This window comes from Pseudonocardia sp. P1, assembly GCF_000178675.2.
Lineage (GTDB): Bacteria > Actinomycetota > Actinomycetes > Mycobacteriales > Pseudonocardiaceae > Pseudonocardia.
Window position 1 is genome coordinate 2369288 of record NZ_ADUJ02000001.1, and the last position, 17898, is coordinate 2387185.

The 17898-nt window shown below is 74.1% G+C and carries 19 protein-coding genes and 1 tRNA gene; 10 read left to right on the forward strand and 10 right to left on the reverse strand.

The genetic code is table 11. The annotated features are described in order from the left end of the window. Positions 1-32 precede the first annotated feature (32 nt). Complete coding sequence (locus PP1_RS10395; protein WP_010242737.1) at positions 33-1229, reverse strand: glycoside hydrolase family 3 N-terminal domain-containing protein; 1197 nt, start codon at positions 1227-1229, stop codon at positions 33-35. Between the two features lie 113 nt (positions 1230-1342). After that, the gene (locus PP1_RS10400) at positions 1343-2338 is read right to left on the reverse strand and encodes a glutathione S-transferase family protein (RefSeq protein WP_010242739.1); all 996 of its coding nucleotides are present in this window, start codon (positions 2336-2338) and stop codon (positions 1343-1345) included. Positions 2339-2400: 62 nt separating this feature from the next. Here PP1_RS10400 and PP1_RS10405 point away from each other — a divergent pair, with 62 nt between their 5' ends. The 3 genes from PP1_RS10405 (at position 2401) to PP1_RS10415 (ending at position 5655) form a co-directional block, all read left to right on the forward strand. Further along, a complete protein-coding gene (locus PP1_RS10405) occupies positions 2401-3603 on the forward strand; it encodes an acetyl-CoA hydrolase/transferase C-terminal domain-containing protein (RefSeq protein WP_075314016.1) in 1203 nt (400 codons plus the stop codon). A gap of 358 nt (positions 3604-3961) precedes the next feature. Continuing rightward, entirely contained in the window at positions 3962-4828 is an 867-nt protein-coding gene (locus tag PP1_RS10410) for a glycine/sarcosine N-methyltransferase (protein ID WP_010242743.1), read from the forward strand. Continuing rightward, on the forward strand, positions 4825-5655 hold the full coding sequence (locus tag PP1_RS10415) for a methyltransferase domain-containing protein (protein ID WP_010242745.1): 831 nt from the start codon (positions 4825-4827) through the stop codon (positions 5653-5655). The genes PP1_RS10410 and PP1_RS10415 overlap by 4 nt, the downstream gene beginning before the upstream one ends. A 90-nt stretch (positions 5656-5745) precedes the next feature. Here the strand turns inward: PP1_RS10415 and PP1_RS10420 are convergent, their stop codons facing one another. From PP1_RS10420 to PP1_RS10445, 6 genes are all read right to left on the reverse strand, one after another. After that, positions 5746-5967 carry a hypothetical protein gene (locus PP1_RS10420; RefSeq protein ID WP_010242747.1) on the reverse strand — a complete coding sequence of 74 codons (222 nt, stop codon included), beginning with the start codon at positions 5965-5967 and terminating at the stop codon, positions 5746-5748. Between the two features lie 40 nt (positions 5968-6007). After that, positions 6008-6907, reverse strand: coding sequence for an alpha/beta fold hydrolase (locus tag PP1_RS10425; RefSeq protein ID WP_010242749.1), 900 nt, complete (start codon positions 6905-6907; stop codon positions 6008-6010). After that, positions 6877-7446, reverse strand: a complete 570-nt coding sequence (locus PP1_RS10430; RefSeq protein ID WP_010242751.1) for a GtrA family protein — start codon at positions 7444-7446, stop codon at positions 6877-6879. Before PP1_RS10430 ends, PP1_RS10425 begins: the two co-directional genes overlap by 31 nt. A 101-nt stretch (positions 7447-7547) precedes the next feature. Further along, positions 7548-8126 carry a protocatechuate 3,4-dioxygenase subunit alpha gene (pcaG, locus tag PP1_RS10435; RefSeq protein ID WP_075314015.1) on the reverse strand — a complete coding sequence of 193 codons (579 nt, stop codon included), beginning with the start codon at positions 8124-8126 and terminating at the stop codon, positions 7548-7550. Further along, positions 8123-8842 (reverse strand): protocatechuate 3,4-dioxygenase subunit beta, encoded by a 720-nt coding sequence (gene pcaH, locus PP1_RS10440; RefSeq protein WP_010242755.1) that lies wholly within the window; start codon positions 8840-8842, stop codon positions 8123-8125. Before pcaH ends, pcaG begins: the two co-directional genes overlap by 4 nt. A 39-nt stretch (positions 8843-8881) precedes the next feature. Further along, positions 8882-10120, reverse strand: a complete 1239-nt coding sequence (locus tag PP1_RS10445; RefSeq protein WP_010242757.1) for a 4-hydroxybenzoate 3-monooxygenase — start codon at positions 10118-10120, stop codon at positions 8882-8884. A gap of 70 nt (positions 10121-10190) precedes the next feature. Between PP1_RS10445 and PP1_RS10450 the strand changes: the two genes are divergently transcribed. The 4 genes from PP1_RS10450 (at position 10191) to PP1_RS10465 (ending at position 13486) form a co-directional block, all read left to right on the forward strand. Then, entirely contained in the window at positions 10191-10964 is a 774-nt protein-coding gene (locus tag PP1_RS10450) for an IclR family transcriptional regulator (RefSeq protein WP_010242759.1), read from the forward strand. A 58-nt stretch (positions 10965-11022) separates the two neighbouring features. Beyond that, positions 11023-12156: an epoxide hydrolase family protein gene (locus tag PP1_RS10455; RefSeq protein WP_010242761.1), complete on the forward strand. Its 1134-nt coding sequence runs from the start codon at positions 11023-11025 to the stop codon at positions 12154-12156. Between the two features lie 24 nt (positions 12157-12180). Further along, positions 12181-12738, forward strand: coding sequence for a DUF1697 domain-containing protein (locus tag PP1_RS10460; RefSeq protein WP_010242764.1), 558 nt, complete (start codon positions 12181-12183; stop codon positions 12736-12738). Positions 12739-12886: 148 nt separating this feature from the next. Beyond that, positions 12887-13486, forward strand: a complete 600-nt coding sequence (locus PP1_RS10465; protein WP_060573617.1) for a superoxide dismutase — start codon at positions 12887-12889, stop codon at positions 13484-13486. Positions 13487-13547: 61 nt separating this feature from the next. Here PP1_RS10465 and PP1_RS10470 read toward each other — a convergent pair whose 3' ends face one another. Continuing rightward, the gene (locus PP1_RS10470; protein WP_060573619.1) at positions 13548-14840 is read right to left on the reverse strand and encodes a competence/damage-inducible protein A; all 1293 of its coding nucleotides are present in this window, start codon (positions 14838-14840) and stop codon (positions 13548-13550) included. Positions 14841-15295: 455 nt separating this feature from the next. On the opposite strand from PP1_RS10470, the gene PP1_RS10475 reads away from it, so the two are divergent. Further along, positions 15296-16636, forward strand: coding sequence for a glycosyltransferase family 2 protein (locus PP1_RS10475; protein WP_083697043.1), 1341 nt, complete (start codon positions 15296-15298; stop codon positions 16634-16636). 47 nt (positions 16637-16683) lie between these two features. Here the strand turns inward: PP1_RS10475 and PP1_RS10480 are convergent, their stop codons facing one another. Further along, on the reverse strand, positions 16684-17157 hold the full coding sequence (locus tag PP1_RS10480) for an acyl-CoA thioesterase (protein ID WP_075314013.1): 474 nt from the start codon (positions 17155-17157) through the stop codon (positions 16684-16686). A 237-nt stretch (positions 17158-17394) separates the two neighbouring features. Between PP1_RS10480 and PP1_RS10485 the strand changes: the two genes are divergently transcribed. Both PP1_RS10485 and PP1_RS10490 read left to right on the forward strand, forming a co-directional pair. Next, positions 17395-17787 carry an STAS domain-containing protein gene (locus PP1_RS10485; RefSeq protein ID WP_139317007.1) on the forward strand — a complete coding sequence of 131 codons (393 nt, stop codon included), beginning with the start codon at positions 17395-17397 and terminating at the stop codon, positions 17785-17787. A gap of 5 nt (positions 17788-17792) precedes the next feature. Continuing rightward, positions 17793-17887: transfer RNA gene (locus PP1_RS10490), tRNA-Sec, on the forward strand. The last annotated feature ends 11 nt before the right edge of the window (positions 17888-17898 follow it).

A 17898-nucleotide genomic window follows, 5' to 3' on the forward strand; every position in this document is an offset into this window, starting at 1 on the left:
CCCTGCACCCACCGGGTGCGGGGGCGGCGGTGTCAGGAGCGGGAGCAGAGGCCCTTCGACTCCAGGACGCGGGCGGTGGCGGCGTCGTTCGCCTCCGGCGTGATCCGGCCTTCGGCGAGGCCCTTCTCGGCGGCGTCGAGCAGCGGGCCGACCGGTGTGACGTTCGAGAACAGCGCGATGTCGGCGCCCGCCGACAGCGCCCGGGTGGTCGCCTCGGCCAGCCCGAACCGGTCGGTGATCGCCTTCATCGCGCCGAGGTCGTCGGTCATGACGACGCCGTCGAACCGGTACTGCTCGCGCAGCAGCCGGTAGGCGGCCGGGTCGACGCTGGTCGGGTTGCCGCCGGTGAGCCCGGGGACCTCCAGGTGCCCGAGCATGACGCCGATCCGGCCGTCGAGCGGCTTGCCGGGCCCCACGAGCGCCGCGTACGGCTTCAGGTCCTTCTGCTCCAGCTCCGCCAGGGGCGGGGTGGTGACCGAGCCCTTGTGCGAGTCGCCGGAGCTGTGGCCGTGCCCGGGGAAGTGCTTGAGCACGCCGTACACGCCCCCGGCCTGCTGGCCCTCGGCCCACGCCTGGGCGTAACGGGTGGCGGTCTCCGGGTCGTCGGAGAACGACCGGTCACCGATCACCGACGAGCGCGGCTGGTCGGAGGTGTCCACCGACGGCGCGAGGTTCCAGGTGACGCCCCGGGCCTTCAGCTGCCCGGCGCGCTCGCGCGCGATCTCCGTGACCTGCTCGGGGGTCCTCGACGCGGCCATCTCCCGCGCGCTGGGGATGTCGCCGTCGAGGTCGTCGATCCGCTGGACACGGCCGCCCTCCTCGTCGACGGCGACGGCGAGCGGGGTGCGCGAGGCGTCCTGCAGGGCCTGCATCCGGTTCCCCTGCAGCAGTGCGGTCTCGTTGCCGCCGAGGAACACGCCGCCGACCTGGGACTCCTTCACGATCGCCGCGGCGCCGGCCGGGTCGGAGGCGTCGACCCCGACCATGAGCCGCTGCGCGAGCCGGTCCCGGGTGGACAGTGCCGCGACCATCGGGACGCAGGTGTCGGCGGGGGCCTGCTCGACGCTCGCCGGAGCGGCCTGCGGCTCCGCGGAACCGGGCCCGGGGTCACCACGGTTCGCCGTCAGCACCGGCGTCGTGACGGCCACGGTGCCCGCCGCCAGCGCGCCCACGACGGCCGCGGTCAGCAGCCCGACACCGCGACGGCGGCGGATGGTTGGTCCTCGCATCGCCGACCATCGTGACGCACCGGGCGCCCGCCCGTGCGGCGACACGGTGGGTGCCGGCGTCCGGTCCGCCAGGACGACGCCACCGAGCGGCGGACGGTCGCCCGGCCGGGTGGTCAGCCGACGGCCGGCACGCGCTCCCCCGCGGGCGGCGGGCCGGGCGGGGTGCCGTCACCGAACGGGCGCCCGCCCAGCTCCTCGCGGCCGTGCGGGGTGAGCCAGCCCGAGGGGTCGGGGCCGAGCGGCACGACCCCGGACGGGTTCACCGAGGTGTGCACGCCGTAGTAGTGCTGCTTGATCTGCTCGAAGTCGATCGTGTCGCCGAACCCGGGCGTCCCGTAGAGGTCCCGGGCGTAGGCCCACAGCACCGGCAGCTCGGTCAGCTTGTGCCGGTTCGCCTTGAAGTGGCCGTGGTAGACGGCGTCGAAGCGGACCAGCGTCACCCACAGCCGGACGTCGGCCTGGGTGATCGTGTCCCCGACCAGGAAGCGACGCGTCGACAGCCGCTCCGACAGCGCGTCGAGGCGCTCCCACAACGCGCGGTAGGCCCGCTCGTAGGCGCGCTGCGAGGTGGCGAACCCGCACTTGTAGACGCCGTTGTTGACGTCGTGGAAGATCCCCTCGCCCAGGCTCTCGATCTCGTCGCGGTGGGCGGCGGGCCACAGGTCCGGGGCGCCGGGGCGGTGGTGCTCCCGCCACTGGGTGGCCAGGTCGTACTCGAGGTCGGCGTAGGAGTTGGTCGCGACCGCGCCGGAGCCGACGTCGACCATCGCCGGGACGGTGACGCCGCCGTCGTAGCCGGGGACCGCCGTCTCGTAGGCCTCGCGCAGGTACTCGATGCCGAGCACCGGGTCGACCCCGCCGGGATCGAGGTGGAAGCGCCAGCTGCGCTCGTCGTGCAGCGGGCCCGCGATGCCCAGCGAGATCGCGTCCTCCAGGCCGAGGAGCCGCCGGGTGATGATCGCCCGGTTGGCCCACGGGCAGGCCCGTGCCCCGACCAGCCGGTACCGGCCCGCCGCGACCGGCCACGGCGACGACCCGTCCGCCGTGATGCGCTCCGCGACCCCGAGGGGCCCGCGTACGAACTCTCCGCTGTCCTGCTCGGTCGCCATGGTCGGTGACGGTAGTGGCGGACACACTGCCGTGCAGGTCACGGACATGATCGGATGGCGGCATGACCGACGAGACGGAACGGGCGCTCGACGAGCTGGTGCGCCCCGGCGCCCGGGTCGCGGTCGCCGACGCGTGCGGCCTGCCCTACGCCCTCGCCGGCCCGCTGAGCCGGGTCGCCGCCCGCCGCCGCGACGACGGCGACGGCGTCCGCCTGGTGCTCGGCTGGATCCCCGGCCCGGCACCGGACCTCGATCCGGCCGCCTTCGTCGACATCCGCACGGTCGTCGGCGGTCCGGGCGCCCGCGCGCTGCTCGACTCGGGCGCCGCGCAGCGGGTGCCGGCGCGGCTCTCCGCGGTCCCGGCGCTGCTGGCCGGGCCGCTGCGGCCGGACCTGCTGCTGGCCACCGTCGTCGCCGACGCCGACGGCTACCGGTTCGGCGCCGAGTCGTCGTGGATGCGCGGGCTCGCCGACGACGGTGTGCCCGTCGCCGCGGTCGTCTCCGGGACCGCGCCGCACGCCGAGGCCGGGCCGCCGTTGCCGGACGTCACCGTCGTCGGCCGCGTCGACGGGCCGGCCGGGCTCCCGCACGTCGTGACGGCTCCCCCGCCGACCGACGCCGACCGGGCGATCGCCGAGCAGGTCGCCGCACTCGTCCCGGCGGGCGCCCGGATCCAGTTCGGGCCCGGTCGCCTGGCCGGGGCGCTGGTCGCCGCCCTGGACGTCCCGGTGCACGTCGACTCGGGCCTGCTCGCCGACGCGGTCGTCGATCTCGACGAGCGGGGGCTGCTGCTCGGGACCCCGTCGTCGACCGCGCTCTGCGGCAGCGAGCGGCTGTACTCCTGGGCGGGCGGGCCCGGCCGGTCCGGTGTCGTCCGGCCGATCGAGTACACCCACGACCTGTCGCGGCTGAGCACGGACCCGGGCCCGCTGGTCGCGCTCAACACCGCGCTGGAGATCGACGTCCACGGGCAGGTCAACGTCGAGGGCGTCGCCGGGTCGGCCGCCGGGATGATCGGCGGCCACCCGGACTTCGCGGCCGCGGCGGCACGCGGGCCGGGGCTCTCGGTGATCGCGCTGCCGTCGTCGCACCGGGGTGGGCCGACGCTCGTCGAGCGGCTCGGCGGGCCGGTCAGCACTCCGTCACACGACGTCGACGTCGTCGTCACCGAACGGGGCACCGCGGACCTGCGTGGCCTGGGCAGGGACGAGCGTCGGCGTGCGCTCGACGTCCTGTGGAGTGGCGCCGCTGGCGCGAACGAGTGAACCTCGAATCCATGGCGTGAGCGGTATCACACCATCTCTCCGGGCGCGCGCAGGCTCCACGGGCCCTCCGCTCGCGGTGCGCGACCTCACCGCGGACTCCGGGCGCACCCCGGGCGCGTCCCCGCGATCGACGACCGGCGAACGACACTGGTGGGAGCGCGGGTTCCGCACCCCACCACGAGGCCCGGAAACATGCTCGTAATGTGAGGAAACCCACGCCTGATCGGGCGCGAGTTGCGTATAACACAACCTCGGCGAGCGATAAAGCCCCCCGCGCCGGACCCGGACGGACCGGCGGCTCCCGATCTAACGTCGACTCGACCCGCTGCACCCGAACCTTGTCGAGGAGACGCGGTACATGACGGCCGACCACCGCACCGAGAGCGAGCTGCCCGAGCTCGGAAGGACTGTCCAGGAGTTCGGTGACGAACCGACCGAGGTCCGGGAGTCCACCCACTACAAGCACGAGTACGTGCAGACGTTCGTCGACAAGTGGGACGAGCTGATCGACTGGCGTGCCCGCTACGAGAGCGAGGGGAAGTTCTTCGTCGAGCAGCTCCGCAAGCGTGGCGTGAAGAGCGTGCTCGACGTCGCCACCGGCACCGGGTTCCACTCGGTCCGGCTGCTCGAGGAGGGCTTCGACACCGTCTCCGCCGACGGCAGCGCCGAGATGCTCGCGAAGGCGTTCGACAACGGCATGAAGTACGGCGGGCACATCCTGCGCGTCGTGCAGGCCGACTGGCGCTGGCTCAACCGTGACGTGCACGGCGAGTACGACGCGATCATCTGCCTCGGGAACTCGTTCACGCACCTGTTCTCCGAGAAGGACCGCCGCAAGGCGCTCGCCGAGTTCTACGCGATGCTCAAGCACGACGGCGTCCTGATCCTGGACCAGCGCAACTACGACTCGATCCTGGACAACGGGTTCTCGTCGAAGCACCAGTACTACTACTGCGGCGACGGCGTCGTGGCGGAGCCGGAGCACGTCGACGACGGCCTGGCCCGGTTCCGGTACCAGTTCTCGGACGGCTCCGAGTACCACCTGAACATGTTCCCGCTGCGCAAGGACTACACGCGCCGCCTCATGCACGAGGTCGGGTTCCAGAAGATCGAGACCTACGGCGACTTCCAGTCGACCTACTCCGACGACGAGCCGGACTTCTTCGTCCACATCGCGGAGAAGGCGTACCTGGAAGAGGCCCTCGACGGGGAGGTCCCGGCGTGACGCAGGCACAGGCCGCGGAGACCACCGCACGGAGCTACTACGACTCCGAGGACGCCGACAACTTCTACTCCCGGGTCTGGGGCGGCGAGGACATCCACGTCGGCCTCTACGAGACCCCGGACGAGGAGATCGCCGCCGCGAGCCGGCGGACCGTCGCGCGGATGGGCGAGATCGCGGGCATCACGTCCGGCACCCGGGTCCTCGACCTGGGCTCCGGCTACGGCGGCGCTGCCCGCCAGCTCGCGCGCAATCTCGGCGCGCACGTGCACTGCCTGAACCTGTCCCCCGTCGAGAACGAGCGCAACGCCCGGCTCACGAAGGAGCAGGGGCTCGACGGACTCGTGACGGTGGCGACCGGGACGTTCGAGGACGTGCCCGTCGAGGACGCCTCGGTCGACGTCGTCTGGTCGCAGGACGCGTTCCTGCACTCCGGCGACCGGGAGACCGTGCTCGGCGAGGTCGCCCGGGTGCTGAAGCCCGGCGGGCAGGTCGTGTTCACCGACCCGATGGCCGTCGACGGGCTCGACCAGTCCTCGATCCAGCCGATCCTGGACCGCATCCAGCTGGCGACGATGGCGACCCCCGGCTTCTACACCGAGGGGCTCGAGACGCGCGGCTTCACGTCCGTGACGTTCCACGACCACGCCGCGCAGCTGCCGACGCACTACCGGCGGGTCCGTGAGGAGCTGGTCGCCCGCGAGCAGGAGCTCGCCGCGGCCATCTCCGGCACCTACATCGCGAACATGAAGGCGGGCCTGCAGCACTGGGTGGACGGCGGCAACGCCGGCAAGCTCACCTGGGGCGTCGTGCACGCCGTCAAGGGCTGAGAAGGACCGGTACGACGACGAGGGCCCGGCACCCGCCGTGAGCGGGGTGCCGGGCCCTCGTCGTGTCCGTGGCCGGGCGGGGGCCGGTGCTCAGTCGTCCTGCTCGTCCTCCTGACCGCCGCCCTGACCGCCGCCCTGGTCGTCGTCCTGGTCGTCCTGGTCGTCGCCGTCGTCGTCGCCCTGCTGCTGCTCCTGCTGCTGGCCGGGGGCGGGCGCGGCGTCACCGCCACCACAGGCACCGGCGGTCGTGAACACGAGGGCGAGCGCGGCGAGGACGCCGAGCGCCGCCCGGGACAGGGTTGTACGTCGCATGGGTCCGAGTGTTCCAGGATTGTCCGGAACGCCGGGCGGCTCAGGACGTGAGGAACGTCCTGAGCTCGGCCAGGACGTCGGCGGGCCGCTCGTCGACGAGGAAGTGCCCGGCACCGGCGAGCCCCCGCCCGGTGACGAGACCCGGCTCGACCGCCTCGCGGCGCCACACGTCGAGCGGGCTCTCGGCGTTCGCGCCGACGACCCCGGCACCGCCCCAGAGGACGAGCGCGGGGGCGCCGATCCGCTGCCCGATCGCGACCGACGCGGCGTCGTGCTCCAGGTCGATCGACGCGCCGGCCCGGTAGTCCTCCAGCATCGCGTGCCGCGCCGCGGGATCGGCGAACGCGCGCTCGTAGGACGCCAGCGCCTCCGGGGGGTGCGCGTCCAGCCCGGAGCCCCAGCCGCCCAGCAGCGAGTGCAGGTAGGCGATCGGGTCCCCGGCGATGAGGCGCTCCGGGACGTCGGCGGGCTGGATGAACAGGAACCAGTGGTAGTACGCCGTCGCCAGCGCGCGGTCCACGTGCCCGTAGACGTACGCGGTCGGCAGGATGTCGAGCAGCGCGGCGCGGGTGACCGCGGCCGGGTGGTCGAGCAGCATCCGGTGCGTGACCCGCGCGCCGCGGTCGTGCCCGGCGACGGCGAACTCGTCGAACCCGAGCTCGGCCATCACCGCGACCTGGTCGCCCGCCATCGCGCGGAACGAGTAGCCGAGGTGGTCCGCACCGGACTCCGGGCGGCCGGACTCCCCGTACCCGCGCAGGTCGGTGCAGACGACGGTGTGGTCGCGGGCCAGTTCCTCGGCGACCGGCGCCCACATCGCGTGGGTCTGCGGGAAGCCGTGCAGCAGCAGGACGGGCGGGCCCTCGCCGCCGCGCACCCCGTGGACGGGTACGCGGTCCGGGCCGACGGTCAGGTCGAAGGTGGTGAAATCGCCGAACACTCCTCGGCTCCTTCCGGGTGGTGGATCGGGTCACCGGCGCGTCCCCCGTGGACGTCGAACACCCAGAACCGCAGCACCGCGAACCGCAGCAGCCCGCCCGCGACGCTCGCCAGCGCCACCGCGGTGGCCTCCTCGGCGGGCGTCGGGCGGACGAGGATCCACTCCAGACCGATCAGCACGGTGGAGGTGTAGGTCGCGTAGAAGGCGACCGTGCCGACGTCCTGCACCCACTCGCGGAGCCGGTGCGCGCGGGCGCCGCCGAAGGCGAAGCGCCGGTTCGCCTCGGTGGACACCGCGGTGGTCAGGACGAGCGCGACGAGGTTGGCCGGGACCGCGTCCAGCCACGGCCGGACGAGCAGGAACAGTGCCGCGTTCAGCGCGGTCGCGCCGCCGCCGATCACCGCGTAGCGGGCCAGCTGGACGGCGAGCGGGTGGCGGGCGCCGAGCCGGCGGGCGGCCGCGCGGATCCGGGCACCGCCGGGCGCACCGGCCCGAGTCGTCCCGCCCTCCCCCGGTCCCGGGGTGGATGCTGCGTCCACCGGCCCTCCCACGGACATCCTCACGAGGATCTTCGCAGGGACTACCCGGCCCGGACGAGACGAATCGGCGGGACGTGTGACACAGCCACCCGTCCGGACGCTCAGATCCGCAGGAACACCGTCTCGCCCTCGCCCTGGAGCCGGATGTCGAACCGGTAGCGGTCGGCGCCCTCGGCGACCGCGACCAGGGTGTCGCGCCGCTCGGCGGGCACCACCGCCAGCAGCGGGTCCGCGGCGTTGGCCTCGGCGAAGCAGGGGAAGTAGATCCGGGTCACGACGCGGTCGAGCAGCCCGCGGGCGAACACCGAGACGTCGAGGTGCGGGGCCTCGGACACGCCGTCCTCGCCGGGGACGGGCAGCGCACCGGGCAGCACGGTGCGCAGGCTCCAGCGGCCGTCGTCGCCGGTGGGGACGCGGCCGAACCCGCGGAACCCGGCCACCGCGGGCCTCCGCGCGCCGCGGGGGTCGTCGGGGTGGTCGAAGCGTCCGTCCGGGTCGGCCTGCCAGGTCTCGATCAGGGCGTCGACGACGGGGTCGCCGTTGCCGTCGTGGACGGTGCCGCCGACGGTCACCGCGCCCGGCGTGCCCTCGGGGACGACGTCCGCGCCGTCCGGCCACGGCAGTCCGAGCGACAGGTAGGGCCCGACGGTCTGGGACGGGGTGGGGTCGTGGCGGCTCATGCGTGCGGCTCCTCGAACGGGGTCTGCTCGCGGCCGCGGAGCACGATGTCGAACCGGAACGCCAGTGCCCACCCGGGACGGGTGGCGTCGAGGTCGAAGGTGGACACCATGCGCCCGCGGGCTCCCTCGGGGACCGAGTTGTAGATCGGGTCCTGGGCGAACAGCGGGTCGTCCGGGAAGTACATCTGGGTGACCAGGCGCTGGGTGAAGGCGCGGCCGAACAGCGAGAAGTGGATGTGTGCGGGGCGCCAGGCGTTGTGGTGGTTGCCCCACGGATAGGCACCCGGCTTGATCGTGGTGAACGAGTAGTGGCCGAGCGGGTCGGTCAGCACCCGGCCGCCGCCGGTGAAGTTCGGGTCCAGCGGCGCGGGCCAGTCGTCCCACCGGTGGGCGTAGCGGCCTGCGGCGTTGGCCTGCCAGACCTCGACCAGGGTGTCGGGGACCGGGCGGCCGTCGGAGTCGAGTACCCGGCCGAAGACGACGATCCGCTGGCCCTGGGCCTCACCGTGCTCGCCGAGGGTGAGGTCGTCGTCGCCGGGGCGGAGCGGGCCGGTGAGCAGCGGGCCGGTGACCTCGGTGAGGCGGTGCGGGAGGATCACCGGCTGCTGCTGCGGGGCGCGCAGCCCGGTGCTGCGGTAGCCAGGGGACAGCAGGGGCGCGTGGGTGCCCTCCGGGGCCGGCCGGTAGCCGGCCGGGCGGGTGACGGACGACGTCATCGGCGGGCCTCTCGTGGTGGGTTCGGGCTCGGGCCGCGGTCAGCAGGCGCCGTGCGGGAGGCCGACGTAGTTCTCGGCCAGGCTGGTCGCGGCGGCCCGCGAGGTGACGGTGTAGCGCAGCTGGGAGCGCTGCAACCCGACGCCGAACGCGTCTCCCGCCTCGGTGGCGGGGTCGAAGCGGTGCAGCATCGAGGTCATGAACCAGGAGAAGTGCTCGGCCCGCCAGACCCGGCGCAGGCAGGTCGCCGAGTAGCCGTCGAAGCCGGTCTCGTCACCGTCCGCGCAGAACCGCGTGACGGCCTCGGCCAGCACCCGGACGTCGGCGATCGCCAGGTTCATGCCCTTGGCGCCGGTCGGCGGGACGATGTGCGCGGCGTCCCCGGCCAGGAACAGCCGGCCGCGGCGCATCGGGGAGGCGACCATGCTCCGCATCCCGGTGACGCCCGGCTTCTCCAGGAACTCGCCCTCGTTCAGGGTGAAGCCCTCGCAGGCCAGCCGGGTGTGCAGCTCGTCCCAGATGCGGGCGTCGGACCAGTCGGCCGGGTCGGTCTCCGGCGGCACCTGCAGGTAGAGCCGGGTGACCTCGGGACTGCGCATCGAGTAGAGCGCGAAGCCGTTGTCGTGGTGGGCGTAGACGAGCTCGTCGGTGGTGGGCGCGGCCTTCGCCAGCACGCCCAGCCAGCCGAACGGGTACACGCGCTCGGCGACGGTGAGCCCCCCGCCGTCCCCGACGATCTCCCGGGTGATGCCGTGGAACCCGTCGCAGCCGGCGACGACGTCGCAGCGCAGCAGGTTCTCGGCGCCGTCCGCGCCGGTCCAGGTGATCGACGGCGACGCGGTGTCCACGTCGTGCACCGCCACCCCGGAGACGTCGAACTCGACCGGCAGGCCCGCGTCGTCGACCCGGTCGGCGAGCAGGTCCTTCACGACCTCCTGCTGGCCGTACACGGTGATCCCGGTCCCGACGAGGTCGGCGAAGTCGATCCGGTGGTCGCGGGCCGGCTCACCGGGGGCCTCGGCGAACCGCAGCGAGATCCCGTGGTGCGGCATGCCCTCGCGGTCGAGCCGCCCGGCGACGCCCATCCCGCGCAGCAGCTCGACGGTCGGCGCCTCCAGGACGCCGGCGCGGACCCGGGCCTCGACGTAGGAGCGGCTGCGGGCCTCCAGCACCACCGAGTCGATGCCCTCCCGCGCCAGCAGCGCCGCCAGGACCAGCCCGGCGGGGCCCGCCCCCACGATGCCGACCCGGGTCCGGTGCTCGCGCCGCTGCGTCGTCATGGTGGGGACGTTCCCGCAGCGGCGCTCCCGCATTCGACACGACTTCCGCCCTGCGGAAGAATGCCCGGTCATGGGATCGAGGCCGGTCCGTTCGGGGGTCACCGCGCGGGTGCTGGACGTGCTCGGGGCGTTCAGCGCGACGACACCGGTCCTCGCCCTCACCGACATCGCGACCCGGACCGGGCTGCCACTGACGACCGTGCACCGGATCGTCGGCGAGCTCGCCGCGGGCGGCGCGCTGGACCGCGGCGGTGACGGCCGCTACCGGATCGGGCTGCGGCTCTGGGAGATCGGCCACCTCGCCCCCGCCAGCCACGGGCTGCGCGAGGCGGCGATGCCGTTCCTCGAGGACCTGCACGAGGTGACCCGGCACAACGTCCAGCTCGCCGTCCTCGACCCGGACGACCCGGGCGAGGTCGTCTACGTGGAGCGGCTCTCCCGCCACGACGCCGTCTCGATCGTCACCCGCTCCGGCTCCCGGCTCCCCTCGCACGCGACCGGTGTGGGGCTGGTGCTGCTGGCGCACGCGGTGCCCGAGGCGGCGGAGGCCGTGCTGGCCCGCCCGCTGCGCCGGTTCACCGCGCACACCGTCTGCGAGCCCGACGGGGTGCGCACCCTGCTGGCCCGGGCCCGTACCAGCGGGTTCGTGATCTCGGACCGGCAGATCGAGGCGGTGTCGCTGTCGGTGGCGGCGCCGGTCCGGGCGGGCGAGGGGCCGGTCGTCGCGGCGCTGTCGATCGTCGTCCCGGCCGACGGCACCAACCCGCACACCTGGGTCCCCGCGGTCCGGGCGGCGGCCCGCGGGATCAGCCGGGCGCTGGCCCGCGGGGGCGCCGCATCGTGATCGTTCCGATGCCCCGGCCACCGGGACGCGGCGGCGCCGACCGTGCCACCGTGACGGGGTGCGCGACTTCCGCATCGAGATCCCCGAGGCCGAGCTCGACGACCTGCGCGAGCGGCTCGCCCGGACCCGCTGGCCGGAGCCTGCCACCGTGGAGGGCTGGAACCAGGGGGTGCCGCTGGACTACGCCCGCGAGCTCTGCGAGTACTGGCGCACCCGCTACGACTGGCGCCGGGTCGAGGCGGAGATCAACGCCTGGCCGCAGTACCGCACCGGGCTCGACGGCGGTGGCGACGACTCCGTCGAGGTGCACGTCCTGCACGCCCGCTCGCGGCACCCCGGCGCGATGCCGCTGCTGCTCACCCACGGCTGGCCCGGCTCGATCGTCGAGTTCCTCGACGTCCTGACCGCACTGACCGACCCGCCGGACCCGGCCGACGCGTTCCACGTCGTGCTGCCGACGCTGCCCGGGTTCGGGTTCTCCGGGAAGCCGGCGGTGACCGGCTGGGGCGTCGAGCGCATCGCCGTCGCGTGGGCCCAGCTGATGGACCGGCTCGGCTACGACCGGTTCGCCGCGCAGGGCGGCGACTGGGGCTCGATGATCACCTCCGCGCTCGGCACCGCGGCGCCGGAGATGCTGTACGGCATCCACCTCACGATGGCGCTCGCCCCGAAGCCGGACGACGACGACCGGGTGCTGACAAAGCAGGAGAAGGAGGACATCCGCTTCTCCAAGGCGTTCGACCGCTACGGCAGCGGCTACTCCGCCGAGCAGACCACCCGCCCGCAGACCATCGGCTACGGGCTCGTCGACTCCCCCGCCGCCCAGTGCACCTGGATCGTCGAGAAGTTCTGGGACTGGACCGACTGCGCGGGACACCCGGAGAACGTGATCGGCCGGGACCGGCTGCTGGACAACGTCATGCAGTACTGGCTCAACGGGACGGGCGCCTCCTCGGCCCGGCTCTACTGGGAGAGCTTCGCCCGCCGGCGGCTGGAGGAGGTCGACGTCCCGACCGGGGTCGCCCAGTTCCCGCACGAGATGACCAAGCTGCCGCGGCACTGGCTGGAGCGGCGGTTCACCGACCTGCGCCGGTTCTCCCGGCCCGACGTCGGCGGGCACTTCGCGTCGATGGAGCAGCCGGAGGTGTTCGTGGACGAGCTGCGCGACTTCTTCCGGGAGCTGCGCACCTGACCCGCGCTGCGGCAGGATCGCGGCGTGCGCACCCACGTCGCGCTGCTGCGCGGGATCAACGTCGGCGGGACCGGGAAGGTCCCGATGGCCGACCTGCGGCGGGTGCTCGCCGGGCGCGGGTTCACCGACGTCGCCACCTACATCCAGTCCGGGAACGTGGTCCTGACCAGCACCGATCCCGATCCCGGCACGATCGCCGACGAGATCGCCGGGATCCTGCAGGACGACTTCGGCCTCGACCGCCCGGTCGTCGCGTTCGGCCGGGACGAGTACGCCGCCGCCGTCGCGGCGAACCCGTTCCCGCAGGTGAGCGAGCCGAAGCAGCTGCACGCGGTGTTCCTGGCCGCACCCCCGGACGACGCCGGGACGGCCCGGCTGGAGGCCGCGCTGGCCGTCGAACGGGAGCAGGGCGGCCCGGGCGACGCCGCCGTCGTCGGGCGGGTGGTCTACCTGCACCTTCCCGACGGGATCGGGCGCAGCCGGCTCGCCGCCCGGCTGTCCACGCGGACCGGCGCCGCCGACGGTGGCGGCACCGCCCGGAACTGGGCCACGGTCCGGAAGCTCCGCGAGCTCCTGGGGTGACGCCCGGGGTGAGACACACCGCCGTTCCGGTCCGTGGACGCGTAGTCGTCCGCCGTCGCGGGTAGGGGTGTGGTGCGACATAGTGGCACGTGTTCGTGCGTGGCCGACCGCCACGCTTTTCCGTGACCGAGGAGGTCGGAGACAACCGATGGCCGAGTACACGCTCCCGGATCTGCCGTACGACTACGGCGCACTCGCTCCGCACATCGCGCCGGAGATCATGGAGCTGCACCACTCCAAGCACCACAACACCTACGTCCAGGGCCTCAACGGCACCATCGACAAGCTCGCCGAGGCCCGGGAGAAGAACGACTTCGGCGCCGTCGTCGGCCTGGAGAAGACCCTCGCGTTCAACCTCGGCGGGCACGTCAACCACTCCGCCTTCTGGAAGAACCTCTCCCCGGACGGCGGCGACAAGCCCACCGGTGACCTCGCCTCCGCGATCGACAACGACTTCGGGTCGTTCGACGCGTTCCAGGCGCACTTCACCGCCGCCGCCACCACCATCCAGGGCTCCGGCTGGGCCATCCTGGGCTTCGACCAGCTCGGGCAGAAGCTGCTGATCCACCAGCTCTACGACCAGCAGTCCCAGCTCCCCGCCGGGCAGACCCCGATCGTGCTGCTCGACATGTGGGAGCACGCGTTCTACCTGCAGTACAAGAACGTGAAGCCGGACTACGTCAAGGCCTGGTGGAACGTCGTCAACTGGGCGGACGCCGCCGAGCGCTTCGCCGCCGCGAAGGGCTGACACCGCCTGCGCCCACGCCCCGCCCGGACCGTTCCGGGCGGGGCGCGCGTGTGTGCGGGGCCTAGCGGTGCGCGTCCGGCCCCGTCACCCCGGTCACGCGCAGCAGCAGGTGCATCGCCAGGTCGACCGACCGTTCCCGGACGTCGGCCCGACCGCCGGGCAGCTGCGGGTCGCGGGCGATCACCTGGCCGTCGGCCGTCGTGACGCAGAAGCAGACGTAGCCGACGGGCTTGGCCTCCGTCCCGCCCCCGGGCCCGGCGACACCGGTGATGCCGACGCCGACGTCGGCCCCGAACCGTGCGCGGGCGCCGTCGGCCAGCGCCCGGGCCACCTCCGGCGACACCGCACCGTGCTCGGCGACCAGCGCCGCCGGCACGTCCAGCAGGGCCGTCTTCGCCGCGTCGGAGTAGGCGACCACGCCCCCGGCGACGTAGGCCGACGAGCCGGACCGGTCGACCAGCCGCCCGGCCAGCAGTCCGCCGGTGCAGGACTCGCCGGTCGCGACCGTCCAGCCCCGGCCTGCCAGCGCATCGGCGACGAGCTCGTCGGTGGTGCTGCCGTCGTCGCTGATCAGCTTCCGGCGGTGCCGGTCGACGATCCGCTCCGCGAGGTCCCGGGCGACCGGCTCCGCGCCGGGTAGCGGGTGCAGGTCCACCTCGAGCTCGGAGCGGCGCAGGCAGGTCGTGATCTCGACCCGGGACAGGTCGAGATCGGTGCCGATCACCCGCAGCGTCTCGGCGATCTCGGACTCCGGCAGCCCGGCGAACCGGAGCAGGGTCGGCTCCGCGTGCGGGGTCCGGGCGAGCAGCGCCGCGACCGGCTCCGCGGCGAGCGCCGCGGGCCACATCCCGGTCAGCTCGCGCGGCGGCCCCGGCAGGACGACGACGAGCGGCCCGCCCTCGCGGGACACCGCCAGGCCCGGCGCGGTCCCGACCGGCTCCAGCACACTGCCCCCGCGCGGCACCCGCGCCTGCTTGGCGGTCGCGGCGTCCAGCGCCGGGCCGTCCCAGCCCGCGCGCGCCGCCCAGCCCGCGACCCGCGCGTGGATCCGCTCCTGCAGCGCGGTGTCGACCTCCATCGGCGCGCCGGCGAACTCGGCGACGACGTCCGCGGTCAGGTCGTCGGCGGTCGGGCCGAGCCCACCGGAGGTGACGACGAGATCGTCGCCAGCCACGAACTCCAGCGCGGTGCGCAGGTCCTCGGGGCGGTCACCGACCAGCAGCACCCGGCGCACAGCGAAGCCGAGGTCGCCGAGCGAGCGCGCCACGAACGGACCGTTGGCGTCGGCGACGTGGCCGGTCAGCAGCTCGCTGCCGGTGACCAGCACGGACGCGGTGGGGCGGGACTCACTCATGATCCGAACCTACCCGCGCGCGTGGCGGGGCACCCGGTTCCACCCGGCGGCGGTGGTCGAACCGGGCAGAACACCCGGGACAGCCCCGAACCGGACACGGTGCTCACCCGATCGTGGTCAGCGCGACCGTGATCGACGCTGGTGGGGACACCGGGCCCGACCGCCTGCACGTGTGGTCACCCGTTCGTGTCGACCCGTCCCGTCGGACACGCCGACGACGGAGCCGACACAGCGTGTCCCCGCTCGAAGCAGCGCGCTCGTCGCGGCGTCGGACGGTCGCCCGGGGCGGCCGATCCGGTCTCGCGTCGACGCTCACGAGATCGTGGCCTGCGTCGACACGAAGCACTGACACCGGTACCGGTGAACCGGTCACCGTCGAGCACGCAGCGTAGCCGGATCCCGGCCGACGGGCGCTCTCAGTGTGGTCTCAGGGCGCGTGCACGAGACTGTCCGACATGTCAGGGAAGTCTGCGACGCCCGACGCCGTGACCTGGGTCGGCGAACTCGACCGCCTCGCGCCGCTGCGCGACCTGCGGGTCGGCCCCGGGTTCCACGCCGCCCGTCTGCTGGTCACCGTCGGTGGCACACCGCAGGGGCAGGTGACCGTGCCGCTGCGGAACGGGCACGCCACCATCGCGGAGCTCAACGCCGCCCTGATCACGCTCGGCCCGCCCGAGGCGGTCGTGCCGGCGCCGGTCGGGTCCGACCCGGTCACCGTGGTCGTCGCGACCCGCAACCGCCCCGAGTCCCTGGCCCGCTGCCTGCGCGCCGTGCTCGCCTCCGACCACCCCGCCCTCTCGGTGGTCGTCGTCGACAACGACCCCGACGACGAACGCACCCAGCAGGCCGTCACCGCCACCGGCTCACCCCGGGTCCGCTACGTCCGCGAACCCCGCCGCGGCGCCTCGGTCGGCCGCAACCGCGGCCTCGCCGAGGCCCGCACCGACCTGGTCGCCTTCACCGACGACGACACCGAGGTCGACCCCGCCTGGGCCTCCCGCATCGCCGGCGCCTTCGCCGCCGACCCCGACCTGGCCTGCGTGTCGGGCCCCGTCCTCGCCGCCCGCCTGGGCAGCCCCGAGGAACGCGCCGCCGACACCGCCCTGGCCTGGAACAAGGGCTTCACCGCCCGCCGCTTCTCGCTGGCCGCACCCCCGCCGGACTCCCCGATCTTCCCGTTCGCCCCCGGCCTGCTCGGCATCGGCGCCAACCTCGCCGTGCGCGCCACCGCCGCCCGCTCGGTCGGCGGCTTCGACGAGGCCATGGGCCCGGGCACCCCTACCCACGGCGGCGAGGACTGTGAGTTCCTGGTCCGCATGATCCTGGCCGGGCACGTCCTGGGCTACCTGCCCGGCGCCTACCTGTGGCACCACCACCGCCCCGACCAGGAGGCCCTGCGCAAGCAGATGGAGGGCTACGCGGTCGGCCTGGGCAGCTTCCTGGCCAAGGTCGCACTGTCCCCGCAGGGCCGCTCCGCGGCCCTGCGCCGGCTGCCCGCCGCCGTCGCCCGGCTGCGCCACATCTCCGCCCGCGAGGCCGGTGCCGGCGACGCGATGCCGGCCGACGCCGACCAGACCCGCACCCGCGGCATGCTCAACGGGCCGCGGGCCTACCTGCAGTCCCGGCGGGCGGTGCGCCGCGCCGGCGGTGCGGTCCCGCCCCTGATGGGGTTCGTCGGACCGGCCGTCGTGCCGGGGCACCGGACCGTCACCGCATCCGGCGCGTTCCCGGCGGCCGGGCAGCAGCCGGCGGAGGACGGCGAGCGCGCCGGCACCGACCCGGTCGTCCCGGCCTGACCGCGGGCGTCACACCCGCGGGCCGCCGCCGGTCCGCAGGCGGCCCGTCACGCGCCGGTCGCGGCCTGCCGGGCCGGGCCCGGCCCCAGCACCTCCGGTGCGGACGCCGCCGCCACCAGCCGGCCGTACGGGTCGGCCACGAGCCGCCGGGTCGCGACGTCCAGCACACCCATCGTGCACTCCGCCTCCGCGGCGAGCTCGCGGCCGTCGCCGGTCTCGCGCACCAGCCGGTGACGCATCGTGAACGGCTTCCGCTCGGTGAACCCGATCTCCGAGTCGATCTCCACCTGCTCGCCGACGCGGAGCTCGGCCCGGAAGTGCACGGTCGTCGACAGGAGGACGACCGTGATCCCGGCGGCGTCCAGGGCCGGCTGGGACAACCCGGCCGCCCGCAGGTGCTCCATCCGGGCGTGCTCGGCGTACTGGTGGTACACCGCGTGGTTGACGTGCCCGTTCACGTCCACCTCGTAGCTACGGACACCGATCCGGACCGTGAACCGCCCGGGCTGCACTGCGCTCATGGACGCCACCCTGGCATCTCCCCCGACCGTCCGGGGGCGACCGCCGGGCCGGTGCCGCGGAACGTTTGTGCGACCCGCGACCGCGGTCGTAGGGTGGGACGTCCTCCTGACTAGGCTGGAGCGGGAGCAGCACGGGCGGCCCGTCAAGCAACGGCGGCCGGTCGTCACTCACGGTGAAGCTCCCGGGATTCCGGGAGCCGAGCCACCGGCGACGACTGTCGAGGGAGCACGAGACACATGAGCAGTGAGACGCCCACCGGGGTGGGGGACGACCAGGACCCCGACGTCGGCGAGGTCGTCCGCTTCGAGGTGGTCGAGCACGGGGACGGCGCCGTCGTCGTCCACGTCCACGGCGAGATCGACACGATGACCGCTCCGGTCGTGCGGCAACGCCTGGCCGGGCAGATCCCGGCCGCGAGCCTGCTGGTGGTCGACCTGACCCGGGTGACCTTCCTGGGATCGGCCGGGCTGGCCGCACTCGTCGAGGCCAAGGAGAAGGCGGAGGGCGACGGCAGCAGGCTGCGCCTGGTGTGCGGGTCGCACGCGGTGACCCGCGCCCTCGAGGCGACGAACCTGCTGTCCCTGTTCGACGTCGCCGACGGTGTGCCGGAGGCACTCCGCACGGCCTGAGACCTGGAGGCGTATGGGCGCCTGGTGGCCCCCGCGGTCTTCAACACCGACGTGGCCGAGTACCTCGGCCAGGCGGGTTCGATTCCCGTCCGCCTCCGCAGAACCGCAGTA